The organism is Lysobacter sp. ISL-50 (assembly GCF_018612875.1).
In the GTDB taxonomy this organism is placed as follows: domain Bacteria; phylum Pseudomonadota; class Gammaproteobacteria; order Xanthomonadales; family Xanthomonadaceae; genus Lysobacter.
This window is the reverse complement of sequence record NZ_JAGGRI010000045.1, coordinates 1-20,448: the sequence shown is the minus strand read 5'-3', so window position 1 is coordinate 20,448 and position 20,448 is coordinate 1. Positions and strand designations below refer to the sequence as shown.

Below are 20,448 nucleotides of genomic sequence, written 5' to 3'. Positions count from 1 at the left end.
GCCGTGTTGATGATCTGCACGCGCGGCCAGCATTTCGCCACCGTGGACGCCCTGCCCAGCGCGTCGTGGACGGTGTTCTTCCTGGCCGGGGCGATGCTGCGGCCGGGCTGGGTGTTTCCGGCCTTGTTCGTGTTGTCCTCGCTGCTGGACCTGGCCAGCCTGGCGCTGGGCCGGGTCACCGACTGGTGCCTGTCGCCGGCGTACTGGGCGCTGGCGTTGGCCTACGGCGCGCTGTGGATGGGCGGACGCTTCTATGCGCGCATGCATCACGATCATTGGCGCAGCGTGCCGCGACTGGTGCTGGTGCTGCTGGCGACTTCGGTGGTGGCGTACCTGATCTCCAAGGGCGGTTTCTATTTCCTCTCCGGACGCTATCCGGACGCCTCGCTGGCCGGCTTCATCGATCGCATCCCGCAGTACTACCCGCGCACTCTGGGCACGTTGGCCGGTTATGTCGGCGTGGGTTTCGCGGTCTACGCGGTCGCGCGTCTGGTCGATGCCCGCGATCGCTTCGGAGCGGCGGCATGAGCGCGCCCGGCGACGACGCGCAGGCCGCGGACCGCGCCGGCTATGCCGGCCTGAGCGAGGAAAAACACCGCGAGCGCATGCAGCGCAAGAAGGAGCTGATCGATCGCAAGATCGCCAAGGCGACCATCGAGCGCGGCGTGCTGGTGGTCAACACCGGTAACGGCAAGGGCAAGAGTTCCTCCGGTTTCGGCATGCTCGCCCGTTCGCTCGGCCACGGCTTCAAGTGCGGCGTGGTGCAGTTCATCAAGGGCAGTTTTTCGACCGGGGAAGAAGCCTTCTTCCGCCGTTTCGAGGAACTCGATTACCACGTGATGGGCGAGGGTTTCACCTGGGAGACCCAGGACAAGCAGCGCGACATCGCCGCGGCGCAGGCGGCGTGGGCGATCTCGGCCAGGATGATGAGCGACGAAGCCTACGACTTCGTCCTGCTGGACGAACTCAACATCGCCCTGGCCCACCGCTATGTCGCCCTCGACGACGTGCTGGCCGCGGTCGCGGCGCGGCCGCCGCGCCAGCACGTGGTCATCACCGGCCGCGGCGCGCCCGATGCCTTGATCGAAGCGGCCGACACCGTCACCGAGATGCGCGTGATCAAGCATGCGTTCAAGGCCGGGATCAAGGCGCAGCAGGGGATTGAGTTGTGATGGCGGGAATCGGGAATGGGGAATCGGGAATCGCAACAGCCAAGACGACGCAGGCTTTTGCCGTTCCGATTCCCGATTCCCCATTCCCGATTCCCGTAGATTGCCCCGCGCTGCTCGTCTCCGCCCCGGCCTCCGGCCAAGGCAAGACCAGCGTCACCGCCGCGATCGCGCGCTGGCATGCGCGCCAGGGCCGGCGCGTGCGGGTGTTCAAGACCGGGCCGGATTTTCTCGATCCGATGGTGCTCGAACGCGCCAGCGGCCATCGCGTGCAGCAACTGGATCTGTGGATGTGCGGCGAAGCCGACGTGCGCGCGCGTCTGCACGCGGCCGCGGGCGAGGCCGATCTGATCCTGATCGAAGGGGTGATGGGTTTGTTCGACGGCACGCCGTCCAGCGCCGATCTGGCCGAGCGACTCGGCGTGCCGGTGCTGGCGGTGATCGACGGTTCGGCGATGGCGCAGACCTTCGGCGCGCTCGCCACCGGCCTGGCGCGTTATCGCGACGGCGTGCGCGTGTACGGTGTCGCCGCCAACCGCATCGGCAGCGCTTATCACGCGCAACTGCTGCGCGAGAGTCTGCCCGCCGATCTGCGCTGGCTCGGCGCGTTGCCGCGCGATCCCGCGCTGGCGTTGCCGGAGCGTCACCTGGGTCTGGTCGCGGTCGGCGAACTGGGCGATATCGACGCGCGCCTGGACGCGCTCGCCGATGCCTGGGCCGAGCATGCCGATATCGAATTGCCGCCGCCGGTGACGTTCGCGCCGGCCGCGCAAGCCGCGGTGGAACGCGCGCTCGCCGGCCGCCGCATCGCGATCGCGCGCGACGCGGCCATGTGTTTTTTGTACCCGGCGAATCTTGAGCTGCTGCGCGCCGCCGGCGCCGAGCTGACGTTCTTCTCGCCGATCGCCGGCGACGGCCTGCCCGAATGCGATGCGGTCTGGTTGCCCGGTGGTTATCCGGAACTGCATCTGGCGGCGCTGTCGGCCAATCACGGCCTGCGCGACGCACTGCACGCGCACGTCGATGCCGGCAAGCCCGTGCTGGCCGAATGCGGCGGCCTGTTGTACGCGCTCGACACTTTGCAGGACCGCGACGGCGCCAGCGCCGCGATGGCCGGTCTGCTGCGCGGCAGCGCGACGATCCAGCCGCGTCTGGCGGCGCTGGGCTTGCAGGCGGTGACGCTGGCCGAAGGCGAACTGCGCGGACATACCTTCCACTACGCGCGCGCCGAAATCCAGGCCGAGGCGATCGCCGATTCGAGCAACCCCAACGGCGGCCCCAGCCGCGAAGCAGTGTATCGGCGCAAGCGCCTGACCGCGAGCTTCGTTCACTTCTATTTTCCGTCCAACCCTGCCGCGGCCCTGTCACTGTTTCTGCCATGAATCTCATGCCGCTGGCCCTGGCGATGCTGGCCGGCGTGCTGCTGGATGCGCTGCTGGGCGAGCCGCGGCGCGCGCATCCGCTGGTGGCGTTCGGACGGCTGGCGCGGGCGATCGAATCGATCCTGCATCGCGACAGCCACGTGCGCGGCGTGATGGCCTGGTTGCTCGCGGTGGTGCCGCTCAGCGCCGCGGTGTGGTGGTTGCAGCGGCAATTGCTTGAATGGTCGCCGTGGGCCGGTTGCGCCTGTGCCGCCGCGGCCCTGTATTTCGCCATCGGCCTGCGCAGCCTGAGCGAGCACGCCACGCCGGTCGCCGCCGCGCTGGCCGCCGGCGATCTGGCGGCCGCGCGCGCAGCGGTCGGGCGCATCGTCAGCCGCGATACGCAAGCGCTCGACGCCGAGCGCGTGGCCGCGGCGGCGACCGAATCGGTGCTGGAGAACGGCAGCGACGCGGTGTTCGCGGCGTTGTTCTGGTTCGCCGTGCTCGGCCCGGCCGGCGCGGTGCTGTATCGGCTGGCGAACACTTTGGATGCGATGTGGGGTTATCGCACCGCGCGCTATCGACGCTTCGGCTGGGCGGCGGCGCGCATCGACGACGCGCTCAACTGGATTCCCGCGCGTTTGACCGCGATGACCTACGCCGCGCTCGGCCACACCGGCAGCGCGCTGCGTTGCTGGCGCACCCAGGCGCGCGCCTGGGACAGCCCGAACGCGGGCCCGGTGATGGCCGCCGGCGCGGGCGCGCTGCGGGTGCGGCTGGGCGGCGATGCGCCGTATCACGGCGTGTGGGAATCGCGGCCGCTGTTGGGCGAGGGCGCGGCGCCGGATGCGGATTCGATCATGCGCGCGCTGAGTCTGGTGGTGCGCGGCACCGCGTACTGGCTGTGCGGATTTCTATTGCTCGCCTTCGGCTGGTGGCTGTATGCGGATGCATGAGGCCGGCCGCGTCGGCACCACACGACTGCAACGGTTCGCACGCGGAGGCGACCTTCATGCTTGAACACGGCGGCCGCCTGCTGCGCGCGGCGCAGCGCTACGGCATTCCCGCGCAGGATTGGCTGGACCTGTCCACCGGCATCAATCCGAGCGCCTGGCCGGTGCCGGCGATTCCCGCGCGCGCCTGGCATCGCTTGCCGGAAGACGACGACGGCTTGCTCGATGTCGCGCGCGATTACTACGGCGCCGGCGATCTGCTCGCGGTCGCCGGTTCGCAGGCGGCGATCCAGGCCTTGCCCGAACTGCGCGCGCCCTCGCGCGTGGGCATGCTCGCGCCCGGCTACGCCGAGCATGCGCATGCGTGGCGGCGCGCCGGGCATCGGGTGACGACGCATTCGGCGGCGGAGTTGTTCGCGCAGGCCGATGCGTTCGAAGTCATCGTGCTGATCCATCCGAACAATCCCGGCGGCGATGCTTTCGAACGCGACGCGCTGCTGGCCTTGCACGCCGGACTGGCCGCGCGCGGCGGCTGGCTGTTGATCGACGAAGCCTTCATCGACGCCAAGCCCGAGCGCAGCCTGTGCGCGGACAGCGCGCGCGAAGGCCTGATCGTGTTGCGCTCGGTCGGAAAATTCTTCGGCCTGGCCGGCGCCCGCGCCGGCTTCGTCTGCGCCGCGCCGGCCCTGCTCGAATCATTGCGCGATCGGCTCGGCCCGTGGACGTTGACCGGGCCGGCGCGGTACGCCCTGCGTCATGCCCTGGCCGATCGCGACTGGCAGGCGTCGATGCGCGCGCAACTGCTGGAGCAAGGCGCGCGACTGGCGCGGTTGCTGAGCGCGCACGGGCTGGCGCCCAGCGGCGGCAGCGCGTTCTTCCAGTGGCGGCGCGACCGCCGCGCGCCGCAATGGCATCAGGCCCTGGCCGAGCGCGGCATCCTGACCCGCCTGTTCGAACACCCGCCGAGCCTGCGTTTCGGTCTGCCGGGCGCGGAACACGAATGGCTGCGGTTGGACGAGGCGCTGGCGCAAATCCGCGCGGATGCGACGATGCGCGATCACGACGGGAGCGATACATGACGGCGCGGGTAGTGATGGTGCAAGGCTGCACCTCGGATGCGGGCAAGAGCGCGCTGGTCACGGCCCTGTGCCGATGGCTGCGGCGCCGCGGCGTCGCGGTCGCGCCGTTCAAGCCGCAGAACATGGCGCTGAATTCGGCGGTGACCGAGGACGGCGGCGAGATCGGCCGCGCCCAGGCGGTGCAGGCGCAGGCGGCCGGGCTCGCGCCGCATACCGATTTCAATCCGATCCTGCTCAAGCCCAACAGCGACACCGGCGCGCAGGTGATCGTGCACGGCCGCGCCGTGGCCAATCTGGACGCGCGCGATTACCACGACTACAAGCGCGTGGCGATGGAAGCGGTGTTGATCTCGCATCAGCGCCTCACCGATCTGTTCGACGCGGTGGTGGTCGAAGGCGCCGGCAGCCCGGCCGAGATCAATCTGCGCGCCAACGACATCGCCAACATGGGCTATGCCGAAGCGGTGGATTGCCCGGTGCTGCTGATCGCCGACATCGACCGCGGCGGCGTGTTCGCGCATCTGGTCGGCACCCTGGCGCTGTTGTCCGAGAGCGAACGCGCGCGCGTGAAAGGCTTCGTCATCAACCGCTTTCGCGGCGACATCGGCCTGCTGCAACCCGGGCTGGACTGGCTGCAGCGCGAAACCGGCAAGGCGGTGCTGGGCGTATTGCCGTATCTGCACGGCCTGCACCTGGAGGCCGAGGACGCCTTGCCGCGCGCCGACCAGAGCAAGCAGGGCGCGCGGTTGCGCGTGGCCGTGCCGGCCTTGCCGCGGATCAGCAATCACAACGACTTCGATGCGCTGCGCGCGCATCCGCAGGTCGAGTGCGTGTTCGTCGGCCCGGGCGAAACCCCGCCGGTGTGCGATCTGATCGTGCTGCCCGGGTCGAAATCCACCCGCGCCGATCTGGACTGGCTGCGCCGGCAGGGTTGGCCCTCGGCGATTTCCCGTCATCTGCGCTACGGCGGCAAGCTGATCGGCATCTGCGGCGGATGGCAGATGCTCGGCCGCGCCGTGCACGATCCGCTCGGCATCGAAGGCGAAGCCGGTTCCAGCACCGGCCTGGGCTGGTTCGATCTGGAGACCACCCTGGACGCGCACAAGCAACTGCGCAACGTGCGCGGCCGGCTCGCGTTCGGCGAGGCGGCGGTCGGCGGTTACGAAATCCATTGCGGCATCAGCACCGGCGCCGCGCTGGAGCGGCCGGCGGTGCATCTGGAAGACGGCCGCCGCGACGGCGCGATTTCGGCCGACGGCCAGATCCTCGGCACCTATCTGCATGGCGTGTTCGACGAACCGCAGGCCCTGGCCGCGTTGTTGCGCTGGGCCGGGTTGGAGCAGGCGCAGGCGCTGGATCTGCGCGGTCTGCGCGAGGCCAGCATCGAACGGCTGGCCGATGCGGTGCAAGCGCATCTGGATACCGAGGCATTGGCGAGGTTGTTCGGATTGGAGCCGGGCGCATGCACAGTCTGATTATCGGCGGCGCGCGTTCGGGCAAGAGCGCGTTGGCCGAACGGCTGGCGTCGTCGTTCGATGAGGTGGTCTATATCGCCACCGCGCAGGCGCTGGACGGGGAGATGAGCGAACGCATCGCCCATCACCGCGCGCGCCGGCCGGTGCACTGGGCCTGCATCGAAGAGCCGTTCGCCCTGGCCGAGACTTTGCGCGCGCAAGCCGCGCCGGGGCGCTGCCTGTTGGTGGACTGCCTGACGCTGTGGCTCAGCAATCTGCTTGGCGCGGCGGATGAAGGCGTGTGGGAGCGCGAACGCTACGCCTTGTTGTCGGCCTTGCCGGGGCTGGACGGCACGGTGCTGTTGGTCAGCAACGAAGTCGGCCTGGGCGTGATCCCGATGGGCGAGTTGACCCGGCGCTATGTCGATGAAGCCGGGCGCCTGCATCAGGCGCTGGGGCAGGTGTGCGAGCGGGTGGTCTTCGTCGCGGCGGGTTTGCCGCTGGTGTTGAAAGGGCCCGCGTTGTGAGTACGGCGATCGAAGGAGACGTGGATTTGAACGAGCAAGGCAAGTGGTGGCGGGGCGAGTGCATGCGCCCGGACGCGGACATCCGCGCGCAGGCGCTGGCGCGGCAGCAGCAGCTGACCAAGCCGCCGGGATCGCTGGGCGCGCTGGAAGCGCTGGCGGTGCGGTTGGCAGGGTTGCAGCGCACGCCGACGCCGTCGGCGCAGCGGGTGTGGATCAGCGTGTTCGCCGCCGATCACGGTGTCGCCGCCGAAGGCGTGTCGGCGTTTCCGCAGGCGGTCACCGGCGAGATGGTGCGCAACTTCGCCAGCGGCGGCGCCGCGATCAGCGTGCTCGCGCGCAGCCTCGGCGCGAATCTGGACGTGGTCAACCTGGGCACGGTCAACGATCCGGGCCCGGTGGCCGGCGTGCATCGCGCCATCATCGCGCCGAGCACGGACAACTTCTGCGCAGGGCCGGCGATGAGCGAGGCGCAGTTGCAGGCTGCGCTCGCGGCCGGCGCGGCCAGCGTGCGCGCGGCGCTGGACGCCGGCGCGCAGGTGTTCATCGGCGGCGAGATGGGCATCGCCAATACCACCTCGGCGGCGGCGCTGGCCTGTGCGCTGCTGCAACGCGCGCCGGCCGACCTGGCCGGCGCCGGCACCGGCCTGGATGCGGCCGGCATCGCGCATAAGGTCACGGTGATCGAACGCGCGCTGGCGTTGCACGCCGGCGCCGGCGACGACTGGGAACGCCTGCGCCGCCTGGGTGGTTTCGAAATTGCCGCGCTGGCCGGCGCGTATGTGGCCGCGGCGCAGGCCGGGTTGCCGGTGCTGGTCGATGGCTTCATCGCCTCGGTCGCCGCGCTGACCGCGCTGCGGCTCAATCCGGATTGCCGCGATTGGCTGCTGTACGCGCACCGCTCGCACGAGCGCGGCCACGCCGCGGTGCTCGACGCTCTGCAGGCGCAGCCGCTGCTGGATCTGCAACTTCGCCTGGGCGAAGCCAGCGGGGCGGCGGTGGCGGTGCCGCTGCTGCGGCTGGCCTGCGATCTGCACAACGGCATGGCGACCTTCGCCCAGGCCGGCGTCTCGGCCGGCGCGAGCGCGTGAACCCTCGGCGGCGCCGCGAAGGGCAAGTGTATGGACCTGCGCAAGTGCGCTCGCGGTCCCATTCCCGAGCGGACGCCGAGCAGGCATCATCGTGGCCCACGATCGCCGACCGCGCACAAGGAACGATGCCGCGATGAGCTCAAGCGCCGCCCCCATCGATCTGCTGCGCCACGGCGACACCGGCCATCGCAGCTACCGCGGCCAACTCGACGACAGCCTGCTGGAACTGGGCTGGCGGCAGATGCGCGACGCCGTGCTCGGCCGCGACTGGGACGCCATCGTCAGCTCGCCGCTGCAGCGTTGCGCGGCGTTCGCGCAGGAGCTGTCGCAGGTGCGCGGCCTGCCGCTGAGCCTGGAGCCGCGTCTGCGCGAGTATCACTTCGGCCAATGGCAGGGCAAACCGGTGGACGCGATCGCCGCAGAAGAGGGCGACGCGCTGGCGCGGTTCTGGGCCGATCCGGTCGCGCATCCGCCGCCGGGCGCGGAACGCTTCGCCGATTTCGCCGCGCGCCTGACCGCGGCCGCGGATGACATCGTGCGCGGCTATCCCGGCCAGCGCGTGCTGGTGGTGACCCACGGCGGGGCGATCCGGCTGCTGCGCTGTCTGGCGGCGGGACGGCGTTACACCGACCTGCTCAATATCGATGTCGCGCATGCCTCGCTGCATGCGCTGAACTGGCCGCCGAAGCCGGCGCGCGAAAGCGAGGCCGCGCTGGCTCAGGCCGATCCGGTCGGCGGCTGATGCGCGCGCTGCTGGCCGCGATCGGGTTCCTCACCCGGATTCCGGTGCCGGCGCGGGTGTTCGCCGATCCGCGCGCGCAGACGCGTTCGCTGGTCTGGTATCCGCTGGCCGGGTTGTTGATCGGCGCCTTGCTGTGCGCGCTGGCCTGGCTGCTGCAGACCCGCCCGCCGCTGTTGGCGGCGGCGTTGTCGCTGACGCTGTGGGTGCTGTTGACCGGCGCCTTGCACCTGGACGGCCTGGCCGACAGCGCCGACGCCTGGGTCGGCGGCATGGGCAGCGACGAGGCGCAACGGCGCGAGCGCACTCTGACGATCATGAAAGACCCGCGCAGCGGCCCGATCGGCGTGGTCGCCGTGGTGCTGGCGCTGCTGCTGAAATTCGCCGCGCTGGCGAGCCTGCCGGCGCCGGCGTGGGCGGCGCTGCTGTTGGCGCCGATGCTGGCGCGCGCGGCGCTGACTCTGGCGTTCGTGACCACGCCCTATGTGCGCAGCGGCGGGTTGGGGCAGGCCTTGGTCGATGCGCCGCGCATGGCGTGCATCGCCGCCTTGTTGGTCAGCGCCGCGGCGTGCGCGCTCGCTGGTTGGCGCGGCGGTCTGGCGTTGCTGGTGGCGCTGGCGCTGTTCGCGCTGTGGCGCCGCGCCTGCATGCGCCGCCTGCAGGGCATGACCGGCGACACCTGCGGCGCCTTGACCGAGTTGACCGAAGCCGGCGTGCTGGTCGCCTGGGCCTTGGCGCAGTAAGGCCGACGGCGAAAGCGCAAGATAGGAACCGCCGGCCGGGCCCGCGCCTGCGACGCTGGCGACCGATCCCCTCCCATGCCGCGAGGCGCCCGCCCATGCCCGCCGTGAAGGACCGTCCCGCCGCCGCGACTGCGCCGCCCGCGCAGGCCGATAACGACGCCGGCATCGACGCCTCGCGCGAACGCGCCAAGGGCGCGTTCAAGCCCATCACCCGCAACGCGGCGAATTCGTAACCGCGACCGCACCCATCCTCGCGACGAAACTCAGGCCCCGGCCGCTTCCAACCGCGCTTCCAGCTCGGCGACCTTCGCCTCCAGCGCCTCGATGCGCCCGATCAGCGCCGATTGCGCCGCCGGCGATGCGCCGCCGTCCTCCGAACCGCCCGAGACGCTGCCGTTCCACACCGGCTCGCCGCACAGCAGATGGCCGTAGCGATCTTCGCGTTGCCCGGGCTGGCGGCCGAGCAGCCGCACCAGCGGCGGCGAATGCTGCGCCAGCCGCTCCAGCGCGTACTGCACGTCGCCGGCCGATTCGAACTTGGCCATGCGCTCGCTGCGCACCAGCAGCTCGTGCGTGGTCTGTGGGCCGCGCAGCATCAGCAGCGCGATCAGCATGCTCTGCGGACGGGTCACGTCCAGCACCGCGCCGGCGCGGTGCGAATAGCGCTCCGCGCGCGAGGCGTGCTGCGACTTCACCCAGCCGCGCGGTTCCAGCCGGCGCAGCGCGTTGGCGACCTCGCCTTGTTCCAGCGCCGTGATCGGCTCGCGCGAAGTCTTTTGATTGCACGCGGTGACGATGGCGTTGAGGGTCAGTGGATACGCGTCCGGCGTGGTCGCTTCCTTTTCGATCAGGCTGCCGATGATGCGGGCCTCGGTCGCGCTGAGTTGCGGCGCGGGGTTTTCCGGTGCGGCGTCGGCGTCGGTGTTTTCGGTGCCGGAGGATTCGGATTCGGAGGTGTCGATTGCGCTCATGGCCGTGCGGGTTTCCAGAAAGACGGGATCAGCCTAGCGCGCTCAGACCAAGGCCGTCGATGGCGGCAGACGACGGTCGCCGCGGTACACCGGCGCGGCCAGCACCATCTCGGCCAGACTGTGCGCCAATTCGCGCTCGGCCATCACCGCGCCGTCGGCGCCGTGCTGGATGAGATGACGCACTTCGTTGTCGCTGTGCGCGCGCGCGACGATGCTCAGCGCCGGATTGATCTCGCGCAGCTTGGCGATGATCTCGCCGGCCTCCAGCGCCTGCGGGATCGCCAGCATCACCGTGGTCGCGCGCTCGGGCACGGCTTCGCGCAGCACGCGCTCGTTGACCGCGTTGCCCAGGATCGCCGGCAAGCCGGCCGCGCGCGCCTTGGCGATCAGGCTGTCTTCGCCGTCGATGACCACCAGCGGCACGCTGTGCTCGGTCAGCAGGCGCGCCAGCTCGCTGCCGACGCGGCCGTAGCCGATCAGGATCACGTGCTTGTCGATATCGGCCGGCACCGGCGCGATCACCGCATCGGTCTGCGCTTCCTGCAGCGCGGCCGCGTCGCGCGCCTGCTTGCGGTCGAGCCAGGCGAACAGCAGCGGATTGACCACGATCGACATCAGCGCGCCGGCCAGGATCAGGTCCTGGCCTTCCTTGGGCAGGATCTTCAGCTCGATGCCGAGGGTGGCGAGGATGAAGGAGAACTCGCCGATCTGCGCCAGGCTGGCCGAGATCATCAGCGCGGTCGAATTGGGCTTGCCGAACGCGCGCACCAGCGCGTAGGCGGCGGCCGACTTGCCGAAGACGATGATCGCGAACACCGCCAGCACTTCCAGCGGCTCCTCGATCAGGATCATCGGATTGAACAGCATGCCGACCGAGACGAAGAACAGCACCGCGAACGCGTCGCGCAGCGGCAGGGTCTCGTTGGCGGCCTGATGGCTGAATTCGGATTCGTTGAGCATCATCCCGGCGAAGAACGCGCCCAGCGCGAACGACACCCCGAACAGCTCGGCCGAGCCGAACGCCACGCCCAGCGCGATCGCCAGCACGCACAGGGTGAACAACTCGCGCGAACCGGTGCCGGCGACGCGTTCGAGAATCCACGGAATCACCCGCCGTCCGACGATCAGCATGAAGGCGACGAAGGCGCCGACCTTGGCCAGGGTGACGAACAACTGGCTCCAGATCGCCGAGCCTTCGGTGTCCTCGCCCTTGAGCAGTCCCGACAACGCCGGCAGCAGCACCAGCGCCAGCACCATCGCCAGGTCTTCCACGATCAGCCAGCCGACCGCGATGCGGCCCTTGGCGGTTTCCACCAGCCGCCGTTCTTCCAGCGCCCGCAACAGCACCACGGTACTGGCGACCGACAAGGCCAACCCGAACACCAGTCCGGCCCCGTGCGACCAGCCCAGGTACCACGCCATGCCCCAACCCAACGCGGTGGCCACCGCGATCTGCAGGATCGCGCCGGGCAAGGCGATGGCTTTGACCTCGAGCAGATCGCCGAGCGAGAAATGCAGGCCGACGCCGAACATCAGCAAGATGACGCCGATTTCGGCCAACTGCGGCGCGAGGGTTTGATCGCCGACGAAACCCGGCGTGAAGGGACCGGCGATGATGCCGGCGATGAGGTAGCCCACCAGCGGCGACAGCCGCAGGCGTTGCGCGATCATTCCGAAGATGAAGGCCAGGACGAAGCCGGCTACCAGGATCGCGATCAGGGACGTGTGGTGCATCGGATCTCCTGTGGTCTGGTCCTTAGAGAATGTGTGCTGGGGGCGCCCGATGCAAGTCTTTCTCGTTTGTCGGGCGATCGCAAGCGATTGTTTCTGCGGGATTTTTGTTGAAAATCCGGAGGCCGGCGCGGGCCTGGTGCGACGACTTCATGCTGGCCGGCAGGCTGCGCCGCATTTCGTCCGCGACCGGCCGCGGGGACTGCAGGCAGACACTGTCTGGATGAATCCCGGTTCAGTCCCGCATCGTCGATCGCGCGCGCAGCGACCGGTTTGCGCGAAATCCTAGCCGCGGCGGTGTGCAGGGCGCGGGAACGGCGCAACGAGGTCTTTTGTGGGAGGGAGCTTTAGCCCCGATGCTTTTCGATCCGGCGCGGTGATCTGAAACAAAAGCATCGGGGCTAAAGCTCCCTCCCACAAAAGTCTCCCTCTCACACAAGACCTCGTGGCCGGGCGTTGGAGCGATGCGGCCCATGCAAAAACGAATCAGGGCCGCACTGGGCGGCCCTGATTCGTTCGCGTTTCGATCGCTTAGCCGCGATCCCTCACCACTTGTACCCGACCTTCGCATAAGCGAACGCACCGTTGAACCCGAACGGCGAATTGCCGCTGTACGGCAACTGCCCGCTCTCGCTGTTGGCGTAAATGGATTCGTCCGGGTATTCGTTGAGCACGTTGTCGCCGCCGACGGTGAACTCCCAACCGTCGATGGCGTAGGTGGCGGCCAGGTCCAGCGTCCACTTCGCCGCGTAGGTCTGGTCGCGCACGCCGCTGGGATCGTCGTTGAAGCTGTGGAACTCGCCGTAGCGCGTCGCGGTGGCGTCGAAGCGCCACGGCCCGGTGTTCCAGCTGCCGCCGAGGAAGAACTTGTCGCGCGGCGCGCCCTGGGTGATGCGGCCTTGTTCGACCCGGCCGATGCGCTGCAGGTTCAGGCCGCCGGCGGTGAGTTCCGGCGGATTGGCGGCGATGCGTTCCAGCGTGGTCTTGTTGTGGTTGTAGCCGCCGGTGAGATCCAGCGTGCCGTCGCCGAGCGTCCACTTGTAGCTGCCGACGATGTCGATGCCGCGCGTGCGGGTATCCACCGCGTTGGTGAAGTAACGCCCGCCGTTGATGCCCGGATAGCCGCGCGCTTCCAGGAAGCTCGCCACCGCCGGGCCGCGCAGGTTTTCCGAGAGGATGATGCGGTCGTCCACGTCCACCTGATAGGCATCGACGGTGATGTACAGGCCTTCCACCGGCTGCAGCACCAGGCCCAGGCCGATGTTGGTGGATTCCTCGGCCTTGAGCGGCTCGGCGCCGAGCGCGATCGCGGCCGGATCGTCCACGGCGAAGGTGCGGACCTGGAACGGGTTGGGATCGCCGAGCACGATCACCGTCTGCGTGGACTGATAGAACTGCTGCTGCAGCGAGGGCGCGCGGAAACCGGTCGAGACCGTGCCGCGCAACGCGACCTTGTCGCTGAAGGCGTAGCGCGCCGACAGCTTGCCGGAGGTGGTTTCGCCGAAGTCGCTGTAGCTCTCGTAACGCGCGGCGGCGCCGAGCGAGAGCTTGTCGGTCACGTCGGTTTCCACGTCGGCGTAGAACGAATAGCTGTGGCGGTCGCGGCGGCTGGCGTCGGACGGGGTGAAGCCGGGAAACACCTGCGCGCCCGGCGCGCCGGGTTCGGGGCCGGCCACGTAGGAGGCGAGTTCGCCCGCGCTCTGGTTGAATTTCTCGCCGCGCCATTCCGCGCCGAAGGCGAAGGTCAGCGGGTACTTCAGCCAGCCCACGTCGAAGGCCTTGTTGAAATCGGCGTTGAGCACGTTCTGGGTGACTTCCAGCGCGCCGATATAGAAATCGTGCGGCGAGGCGACGCCCAGGGTGCGATTCAAGCTGTTGCGCACGTCGAAATCGAGCTGGTTCTGGCCGTAGTTGTAGCTCAGGTCGAGATTCCAGCCGCCGCCGGTCTGGCCGCGCAGGCCCAGCACCAAGGCGCGGTCCTTGCTGAGGTTGTCGATCTGCGGCAGGAAGCCGTTGGGGTACACCGACAGGATGTTGTTCGCGTTGCCGGGCGCGCGGAAATAGCCGTTGGAAATCGCGCGGCGGCGGCTGGCGGTGCCGAAGGAATAGAACTCCACGCCCTCGGCGGCCTTGTACTGGGCGTTATAGGCCACCGCGGCCTGATCGATTTCCGGATCGCCGTAACGATGCACGACCTTGCCCGGCGGATTGCTGGTCGGCGTGACCGGGCCCAGGTACGGCCGCGCGCGGTCGGTGTTGTCGCTATGCCCGCCCTGCGCCGACAGATGCACGCTGCCGTTCTCGCCGAGCTTGAAGCCGGCGTCGCCGGACAACTGGTACTGCTTGCCGTCGCCGGCGCTGAATTGGCCGTAGCGCGCGGCGATGCTGCCGCCTTCGCCGGAACCTTTCAGCACGATGTTGATGACGCCGGCGATCGCATCGGAGCCGTACTGCGCCGAGGCGCCGTCGCGCAGCACTTCCACGCGCTCGATCGCGGCGATGGGGATCGCGTTGAGATCCACCGGCGAGGAGCCGCGGCCGATGCTGTCGTTGAGGTTGATCAGGGACGTGGTGTGGCGGCGCTTGCCGTTGACCAGCACCAGCACCTGGTCCGGGGCCAATCCGCGCAGCTGCGCCGGGCGCACCGCGTCGGTGGCGTCGGTGATGGCCGGGCGCGGGAAATTCAGCGAGGGCAGGGCGCGGGCCAGGGCGGTGGCCAGCTCGACCGTGCCGGTGGACTCCAGGGTCTGCGGGGTGATGATGTCGATCGGCGCGGTGGACTCGGCCACGGTGCGGTCGGACACGCGGGTGCCGGTGACGATCAGGGTGTCGAGGTTGGTCGGATTCGAGGCCGGGGCCGCGGGGGCGGCGGCGTCCTGGGCCCAGGCGGGCGAGCTGGCGAGGGCGATCGATACGGCGGTGCTGAGCAGGGACAGGCGGCGGGACATGGACACTCCGGGCGGTCGAACGGGGGACGTCAGGGCGAGCGCCGCCGCCGCGGCCGGCGCGAGGGGCGCTTTACCGCGGGAGGCGAGCTCGTTGACGCGTGGGGGCGGTCTGAGGCCGACGTTCCGATTATTCGACGGCCGCCCCGGCCGCGGCCGAACTTGTCCTCATGAGCAAATACCGATCAGTCATGCGACCATATCCGCATGATTTCTTTCCGTGATTTCGCCATGCGGCGCGGCGAACGCCTGCTGCTGTCCAACGTAGACCTGACCCTGCACGCCGGCTGGCGGGTGGGCGTGATCGGCCGTAACGGCACCGGCAAGTCCTCGCTGTTCGCGGCGATCCAGGGCGAAGTCGAGGCCGACCGCGGCGATATCGACGTGCCCAACCGGGTGCGCATCGCCAGCGTGGCGCAGGAAACCCCGGCCCTGGACGACGCGGCGCTGGACTTCGTCCTGTCCGGCGACGCCAACGTCTACAAGGTCATCGTCGCCGAGCGCGAAGCGGTCGAGCGCGAGGACTGGGAGGCGGTCGCCGAGGCCCACCACCAGCTCGAGGAACTGGGCGGCTACGACGCCACCGCGCGCGCCGGCAAGCTGCTGCACGGCCTGGGCTTCAGCGCCGACACCCACGAGCGCGCGGTCAAGGAATTCTCCGGCGGCTGGCGCGTGCGCCTGAACCTGGCGCGCGCGCTGATGACGCCGTCGGACCTGCTGCTGCTCGACGAACCGACCAACCACCTGGACCTCGACGCGGTGCTGTGGCTGGAGCAATGGCTGCTGAAATACCCGGGCACCTTGCTGCTGATCTCGCACGACCGCGAGTTCCTCGACGAAGTCACCACCCACACCCTGCATCTGCACGACGGCAAGGCCAAGCTCTACACCGGCGACTACACCGCCTTCGAGCGCCAGCGCGCCGAACACCTGCGCCTGCAGCAGATCACCCACGAAAAGCAGCAGGCCGAGCGCGCCCATCTGCAGAGCTTCATCGACCGCTTCAGCGCCAGCGCGGCCAAGGCCAAGCAGGCGCAGTCGCGGGTCAAGCGCCTGGCCAAGATGGTCGGCACCGAGGCGGTGCGGCAGGAACGCGCGCTGCGCATCGAATTCCCCGCCCCGGCCAAGCTGCCGCACGCGCTGCTGCGCCTGATCCACGCCGATTGCGGCTACGGCGATCATGTCGTCCTCGACGATGTCAGCTTCATCCTCGAAGCCGGCGACCGCATCGCCCTGCTCGGTCCCAACGGCGCGGGTAAATCCACGCTGGTGAAATCGCTGGTCGGCGAGCTGGAGCTGCTGACCGGCGAGCGCGGCGGCCATCCGGACCTGCGCATCGGCTACTTCGCCCAGCACACGGTCGAATCGCTGCACGAGGGCGTAAGCCCCATCGACCATCTGGCCGAGATCGCGCCGGGCGTGTCGACGCAGCAACTGCGCGACTTCCTCGGCAAGTGGAATTTCCCCGGCGACCGCGCCTTCGAATCGGTCGATGGTTTCTCCGGCGGCGAACGCGCGCGCCTGGCCCTGGCGATGATCGCCTGGCGCAAGCCGAACGTGCTGTTGCTCGACGAACCGACCAACCACTTGGACCTGGACGTGCGCGAAGCGCTGGCCGAAGCGTTGTCGGATTTCGACGGCGCGATCGTGCTGGTCTCGCACGACCGCCACCTCATCGGCCTGGTCTGCGAAACCTTCTGGCGCGTGGCCGATGGCGTGGCGCAGCCGTTCGACGGCGACCTCGACGCCTACGCGGTGTGGCTGCGCACGCGCGACAACAGCAACGACGGCAAGGGCGCGGCCGCGGCCAAGGCCGCCGCGCAGGCCACCGCCGCCGGCAAGGCGGCACCGGCCGGCAAGGGCGCGCGCAAGGCCAATCCGCACAAGCTGGCCGAAGCCGAAAAGCGCATGGCCGAGCTGGAATCCAGGCTGCACACGCTGGACATGGATCTGGCCGACCCGACCAAGTACGCCGGCGGCGGCGACAACGCCGCCGAACTGGCCAAGCAGCGCGAGCGGGTCGCGGCCGAACTGGTCAAGGCCGAGGCGGAGTGGATGGCGCTGTACGACGCGGCTTGATGAGCGAAAAAGGCCCCGCTGTTCCCTTCTCCCGCTTGCGGGAGAAGGTGCCCCGAAGGGGCGGATGAGGGCGCGCAACCCCCGAACCGCGATGCCCACGCCCCCACAGCGCTTGCATCGGCCCGATCCGCCCCCAAACTGTCCCACTCTGTCGTTCCGAACACAGCCATCGCCATGCCCATCTACGCCTTCCAGTGCAGCGCCTGCGGCCACAGCTTCGACCGCCTGCAGAAGCTGTCCGACGCCGACCCGACCCTGTGCCCCGAATGCGGCGCCGAGAAGGTCGGCCGCCAGCTGACCGCGCCGCAGTTCCGCCTGGCCGGCGGCGGCTGGTACGAGACCGATTTCAAGAAGGACGGCGACAAGAAGCGCAATCTGGCTGGCGAGGGCAGCTCGGGCGGTTCGTCCGCGGCCTCCGGCGGCGACAGCAAGCCGGCCGAGAAGAAGGCCGACAGCAAGCCCGAGAAAAAGGCCGAATCGGCCCCGGCGAGCAAGCCGGCCGCGGGCGGCGGGGCGGCTTGAGCCTTCGCTGCTGAATCATCGATGTGATTCAAAAAGGGCGCCGGAAGGCGCCTTTTCTGTTTTGGGGCAGCTCGGCCTGCCTTTGAGCGACATCCCTTCAAGTTCGTCGTTCGCGGGAATGACGGCTTTGGGGCGACCGGTCCTTGTTTCCCGCCATTCTCCGCAAAACGCCGCCAGGGCCGCGAGACCGCCGAGGTCTTTTGTGGGAGGGCCTTCAGGCCCGACGCTTTTCCATCCGCTGCGGCGATCGGAGCCGAAAGCCTCGGGCCTGAAGGCCCTCCTACAAAATCGGCCGAACCCCCGGTGCGCTGCCGGTGCTCTAGAATGTCCGGTCCCGGCCCCCGGCCGGTGAGGCGATCCGGCCCGGCCACCCGCCGCGGCCCGGTCCATCAGCCTGCTGCATCCCCCACGATTCACAGATCCACCTATCGGAGCTTCCATGCGTACCCACTTCTGCGGCCTCGTCGATGAGGCGCTGATCGGCCAGACCGTCACCTTGTGCGGCTGGGTCAACACCAATCGCGTCCAAAGCCACGTGGTGTTCACCGATCTGCGAGATCACGAAGGCGTGGTGCAGATCGTGGTCGATTCGGACATGGCCGACCTGTTCAAGACCGCCAGCGACCTGAGCGTGGAAAGCTGCGTGCGCGTCACCGGCACCGTGCGCGCGCGCGGCGCGGCCAACGACAAGATCCGCAGCGGCAAGGTCGAAGTGCTGCCGACGTCGATCGAAGTGCTCAACAAGGCCGAGCCGCTGCCGTTCCATGCCCACGAGAACGCCGGCGAGGAAACCCGTCTGACCTATCGCTACCTCGACCTGCGTCGCCCGGAAATGCAGAAGATGATGCGCACCCGCATCCGTCTGGTGCAGTCGCTGCGTCGCTGGCTCGACGCGCGCGGTTTCCAGGACATCGAAACCCCGATCCTGACCAAGGCCACGCCCGAAGGTGCGCGCGACTTCCTGGTTCCGGCGCGCATGCATCCGGGCGAGTTCTACGCGCTGCCGCAGTCGCCGCAGTTGTTCAAGCAGATCCTGATGGTGGCCGGCTTCGACCGTTACTACCAGATCGCGCGCTGCTTCCGCGACGAAGCGCTGCGCGCCGACCGCCAGCTCGAATTCACCCAGCTCGACATGGAGTTCGCCTGGGTGTCCGAGCGCGACGTGCAGGACACGGTCGAGGACATGATCCGGGTCGTGTTCAAGGAAAGCATCGACGTCGAACTCGACGCGCAGTTCCCGCGCATGACCTATGCCGAAGCGATGCGCCGCTACGGTTCGGACAAGCCCGACCTGCGCATCGACCTGGAATTCGTCGATATCGCCGAACTGGTCAAGACCTGCGAATTCAAGGTCTTCACCGATTGGGCCAACCATGTCGACGGCCGCGTGATCGCGCTGCGCGCGCCGGGCGCGGGCGCGTTCTCGCGCAAGCAGATCGACGAAGCCGGCGCGCACGCGGCCAAGTACGGCGCCAAGGGCCTGGCGTGGATGAAGATCGAAGACGCCGGCAAGGGCCGCGACGGCATCAACTCGCCGATCGCGAAGTTCCTCGACGACGCGACGCTGGCGAAGATCGTCGAAGCCACCGGCGCGCAGAGCGGCGATGCGATCTTCTTCGGCGCGGCCGACTACAAGACCGCGAGCGACTTCATGGGCGCGCTGCGCTTGAAGTTGGGCAAGGATCTGAATTTGGTCGGCGACGGCTGGAAGCCGCTGTGGGTCACCGACTTCCCGATGTTCGAATGGGACGAAGAGGCGCAGCGCTTTGTGGCCCTGCATCACCCCTTCACCGCGCCGGCGGTGGACGACATCGCCGACCTGCGCGCCAACGCCAAGACCGCGGTGTCGCGCGGCTACGACATGGTGCTCAACGGTAACGAGATCGGCGGCGGTTCGATCCGCATCCATCGTCCGCAGATGCAGTCGGCAGTGTTCGATCTGCTCGGCATCGGTGCGGAGGAGGCCGAGGCGAAGTTCGGCTTCCTGCTCGACGCGCTGAAGTACGGCGCGCCGCCGCACGGCGGCATCGCCTTCGGCATCGACCGCATCGCCGCGCTGATGGCCGGGACCGAATCGATCCGCGACGTGATCGCGTTCCCGAAGACCACCACCGCGCAGTGCCTGATGACCGGCGCGCCCTCAATGATCCCGGACGCGCAGCTGGCGGAAGTGCATGTGATGGTGCGGCCGAAGAAAGATCCGGCCTGAGGTAGGCTTGATCCGAGCTTGATCGGCGCATCGACCCGGCTTCGCGCCGGGTCGATGCATTTGGGGGGATCGGTTTCGATCCGATCCGTTGGCATGTCGATGAATTTCGTTCCATGCGAGGCCTTATGAGCAGCGAAACCCCGCAGTTTTCGATCCGCCGCGCCGGCGTCGCCGACGCCGCGACCGTGGCCGATATCGCCACGCGCACGTTCGTGGAGACCTTCGGTGCCCTGTATCCGCCGGAGGATCTGGAGTTTTTCCTGCGCGACAGTTATTCGATCGAGAAGCAGGCGATCATCCTGTCGCATCCGGACTACGCGATCTTCCTGCTGGAGCGCGACGGCGTCGTCGTCGGCCACGCCGCCGCGGGCCCCTGCGGCCTGCCGCATCCGCAGGTGGCGCCGGGCGACGGCGAGCTGAAGCGCCTGTACCTGCTGCGCGAGGCGCAGAACGGCGGCTGGGGCGCGCGCTTGTTCGAGACGGTGCTGGAATGGTTGCTGCGCGATGGGCCGCGCACGCTGTGGATCGGGGTGTGGTCGGAGAATTTCGGCGCGCAGCGGTTTTATGCGCGTTATGGGTTTGAGCGGGTGGGTGAGTACGAGTTCATCGTGGGTGGTACTCACGATCATGAGTTTATTTTGCGAAGGGGCGCGGAGGCAGGCTGAAGCTGTTGCTATTGCAGTTGCAGTTGCAGTTGCAGTTGCAGTTGCAGTTGCCGTTGCTGGGCGCAGCTAGTAACTCGCGAGACCAGGGACACCCGAAGGGCGGCGCACATGGACGTGCGCCGGGTCCCGCCGTGGGCAGGATGCCCACTGCGGGACCTGCCTGCGCAAGCACCGCACTCGTGGCTCTTGATTCGAAACAGCCCAAAGACCTTT

18 protein-coding genes are annotated in these 20,448 nt (G+C 68.8%); 15 read left to right on the top strand and 3 right to left on the bottom strand.

Features of this window, described 5'->3' with window-relative positions; genetic code table 11:
* Positions 1-9: 9 nt before the first annotated feature.
* From J7J50_RS21360 to J7J50_RS21310, 11 genes are all read left to right on the top strand, one after another.
* Positions 10-528, top strand: coding sequence for a hypothetical protein (locus J7J50_RS21360; protein ID WP_215059787.1), 519 nt, complete (start codon positions 10-12; stop codon positions 526-528).
* Positions 525-1,172: a cob(I)yrinic acid a,c-diamide adenosyltransferase gene (cobO, locus tag J7J50_RS21355; protein WP_215059688.1), complete on the top strand. Its 648-nt coding sequence runs from the start codon at positions 525-527 to the stop codon at positions 1,170-1,172. Before J7J50_RS21360 ends, cobO begins: the two co-directional genes overlap by 4 nt.
* Positions 1,172-2,551 (top strand): cobyrinate a,c-diamide synthase, encoded by a 1,380-nt coding sequence (locus J7J50_RS21350; protein ID WP_215059687.1) that lies wholly within the window; start codon positions 1,172-1,174, stop codon positions 2,549-2,551. The genes cobO and J7J50_RS21350 overlap by 1 nt, the downstream gene beginning before the upstream one ends.
* Positions 2,552-2,556: 5 nt before the next feature.
* Positions 2,557-3,486: an adenosylcobinamide-phosphate synthase CbiB gene (gene cbiB, locus J7J50_RS21345; protein ID WP_215059785.1), complete on the top strand. Its 930-nt coding sequence runs from the start codon at positions 2,557-2,559 to the stop codon at positions 3,484-3,486.
* 56 nt (positions 3,487-3,542) lie between these two features.
* Positions 3,543-4,562, top strand: a complete 1,020-nt coding sequence (gene cobD, locus J7J50_RS21340) for a threonine-phosphate decarboxylase CobD (protein WP_215059684.1) — start codon at positions 3,543-3,545, stop codon at positions 4,560-4,562.
* Positions 4,559-6,037: a cobyric acid synthase gene (locus tag J7J50_RS21335; protein ID WP_215059682.1), complete on the top strand. Its 1,479-nt coding sequence runs from the start codon at positions 4,559-4,561 to the stop codon at positions 6,035-6,037. The genes cobD and J7J50_RS21335 overlap by 4 nt, the downstream gene beginning before the upstream one ends.
* Positions 6,025-6,543, top strand: coding sequence for a bifunctional adenosylcobinamide kinase/adenosylcobinamide-phosphate guanylyltransferase (cobU, locus tag J7J50_RS21330; protein ID WP_215059680.1), 519 nt, complete (start codon positions 6,025-6,027; stop codon positions 6,541-6,543). Before J7J50_RS21335 ends, cobU begins: the two co-directional genes overlap by 13 nt.
* Positions 6,544-6,569: 26 nt before the next feature.
* Complete coding sequence (gene cobT / locus J7J50_RS21325; protein WP_285222323.1) at positions 6,570-7,631, top strand: nicotinate-nucleotide--dimethylbenzimidazole phosphoribosyltransferase; 1,062 nt, start codon at positions 6,570-6,572, stop codon at positions 7,629-7,631.
* Between the two features lie 133 nt (positions 7,632-7,764).
* Positions 7,765-8,373: a histidine phosphatase family protein gene (locus J7J50_RS21320; RefSeq protein WP_215059678.1), complete on the top strand. Its 609-nt coding sequence runs from the start codon at positions 7,765-7,767 to the stop codon at positions 8,371-8,373.
* Positions 8,370-9,113, top strand: coding sequence for an adenosylcobinamide-GDP ribazoletransferase (locus J7J50_RS21315; protein ID WP_215059781.1), 744 nt, complete (start codon positions 8,370-8,372; stop codon positions 9,111-9,113). Before J7J50_RS21320 ends, J7J50_RS21315 begins: the two co-directional genes overlap by 4 nt.
* Before the next feature lie 95 nt (positions 9,114-9,208).
* Positions 9,209-9,346, top strand: coding sequence for a hypothetical protein (locus J7J50_RS21310; protein ID WP_215059676.1), 138 nt, complete (start codon positions 9,209-9,211; stop codon positions 9,344-9,346).
* A 30-nt stretch (positions 9,347-9,376) separates the two neighbouring features.
* Here the strand turns inward: J7J50_RS21310 and J7J50_RS21305 are convergent, their stop codons facing one another.
* The 3 genes from J7J50_RS21305 to J7J50_RS21295 form a co-directional block, all read right to left on the bottom strand.
* A complete protein-coding gene (locus tag J7J50_RS21305; protein WP_215059674.1) occupies positions 9,377-10,084 on the bottom strand; it encodes a YceH family protein in 708 nt (235 codons plus the stop codon).
* A 42-nt stretch (positions 10,085-10,126) separates the two neighbouring features.
* Entirely contained in the window at positions 10,127-11,818 is a 1,692-nt protein-coding gene (gene ybaL, locus J7J50_RS21300) for a YbaL family putative K(+) efflux transporter (protein WP_215059672.1), read from the bottom strand.
* Positions 11,819-12,360: 542 nt separating this feature from the next.
* A complete protein-coding gene (locus J7J50_RS21295) occupies positions 12,361-14,763 on the bottom strand; it encodes a TonB-dependent receptor (protein ID WP_215059670.1) in 2,403 nt (800 codons plus the stop codon).
* Positions 14,764-14,967: 204 nt separating this feature from the next.
* Here J7J50_RS21295 and J7J50_RS21290 point away from each other — a divergent pair, with 204 nt between their 5' ends.
* The 4 genes from J7J50_RS21290 (at position 14,968) to J7J50_RS21275 (ending at position 20,235) form a co-directional block, all read left to right on the top strand.
* Positions 14,968-16,839, top strand: a complete 1,872-nt coding sequence (locus J7J50_RS21290) for an ATP-binding cassette domain-containing protein (RefSeq protein WP_215059668.1) — start codon at positions 14,968-14,970, stop codon at positions 16,837-16,839.
* A 174-nt stretch (positions 16,840-17,013) separates the two neighbouring features.
* Positions 17,014-17,361 carry a zinc ribbon domain-containing protein gene (locus J7J50_RS21285; RefSeq protein ID WP_215059666.1) on the top strand — a complete coding sequence of 116 codons (348 nt, stop codon included), beginning with the start codon at positions 17,014-17,016 and terminating at the stop codon, positions 17,359-17,361.
* 439 nt (positions 17,362-17,800) lie between these two features.
* A complete protein-coding gene (gene aspS / locus J7J50_RS21280; RefSeq protein WP_215059663.1) occupies positions 17,801-19,570 on the top strand; it encodes an aspartate--tRNA ligase in 1,770 nt (589 codons plus the stop codon).
* A gap of 125 nt (positions 19,571-19,695) precedes the next feature.
* Positions 19,696-20,235, top strand: a complete 540-nt coding sequence (locus J7J50_RS21275) for a GNAT family N-acetyltransferase (RefSeq protein WP_215059661.1) — start codon at positions 19,696-19,698, stop codon at positions 20,233-20,235.
* Positions 20,236-20,448 lie beyond the last annotated feature (213 nt).

Bases quoted from the DNA above. Each gene is read 5' to 3' on its own strand.
- J7J50_RS21360 (WP_215059787.1), top strand. From the start codon at position 10: ATGATCTGCACGCGCGGCCAGCATTTCGCCACCGTGGACGCCCTGCCC.
- cobO (WP_215059688.1), top strand. From the start codon at position 525: ATGAGCGCGCCCGGCGACGACGCGCAGGCCGCGGACCGCGCCGGCTAT.
- J7J50_RS21350 (WP_215059687.1), top strand. From the start codon at position 1,172: ATGGCGGGAATCGGGAATGGGGAATCGGGAATCGCAACAGCCAAGACG.
- cbiB (WP_215059785.1), top strand. From the start codon at position 2,557: ATGCCGCTGGCCCTGGCGATGCTGGCCGGCGTGCTGCTGGATGCGCTG.
- cobD (WP_215059684.1), top strand. From the start codon at position 3,543: ATGCTTGAACACGGCGGCCGCCTGCTGCGCGCGGCGCAGCGCTACGGC.
- J7J50_RS21335 (WP_215059682.1), top strand. From the start codon at position 4,559: ATGACGGCGCGGGTAGTGATGGTGCAAGGCTGCACCTCGGATGCGGGC.
- cobU (WP_215059680.1), top strand. From the start codon at position 6,025: ATGCACAGTCTGATTATCGGCGGCGCGCGTTCGGGCAAGAGCGCGTTG.
- J7J50_RS21320 (WP_215059678.1), top strand. From the start codon at position 7,765: ATGAGCTCAAGCGCCGCCCCCATCGATCTGCTGCGCCACGGCGACACC.
- J7J50_RS21310 (WP_215059676.1), top strand. From the start codon at position 9,209: ATGCCCGCCGTGAAGGACCGTCCCGCCGCCGCGACTGCGCCGCCCGCG.
- J7J50_RS21305 (WP_215059674.1), bottom strand. From the start codon at position 10,084: ATGAGCGCAATCGACACCTCCGAATCCGAATCCTCCGGCACCGAAAAC.
- ybaL (WP_215059672.1), bottom strand. From the start codon at position 11,818: ATGCACCACACGTCCCTGATCGCGATCCTGGTAGCCGGCTTCGTCCTG.
- J7J50_RS21295 (WP_215059670.1), bottom strand. From the start codon at position 14,763: ATGTCCCGCCGCCTGTCCCTGCTCAGCACCGCCGTATCGATCGCCCTC.
- J7J50_RS21290 (WP_215059668.1), top strand. From the start codon at position 14,968: ATGATTTCTTTCCGTGATTTCGCCATGCGGCGCGGCGAACGCCTGCTG.
- J7J50_RS21285 (WP_215059666.1), top strand. From the start codon at position 17,014: ATGCCCATCTACGCCTTCCAGTGCAGCGCCTGCGGCCACAGCTTCGAC.
- aspS (WP_215059663.1), top strand. From the start codon at position 17,801: ATGCGTACCCACTTCTGCGGCCTCGTCGATGAGGCGCTGATCGGCCAG.
- J7J50_RS21275 (WP_215059661.1), top strand. From the start codon at position 19,696: ATGAGCAGCGAAACCCCGCAGTTTTCGATCCGCCGCGCCGGCGTCGCC.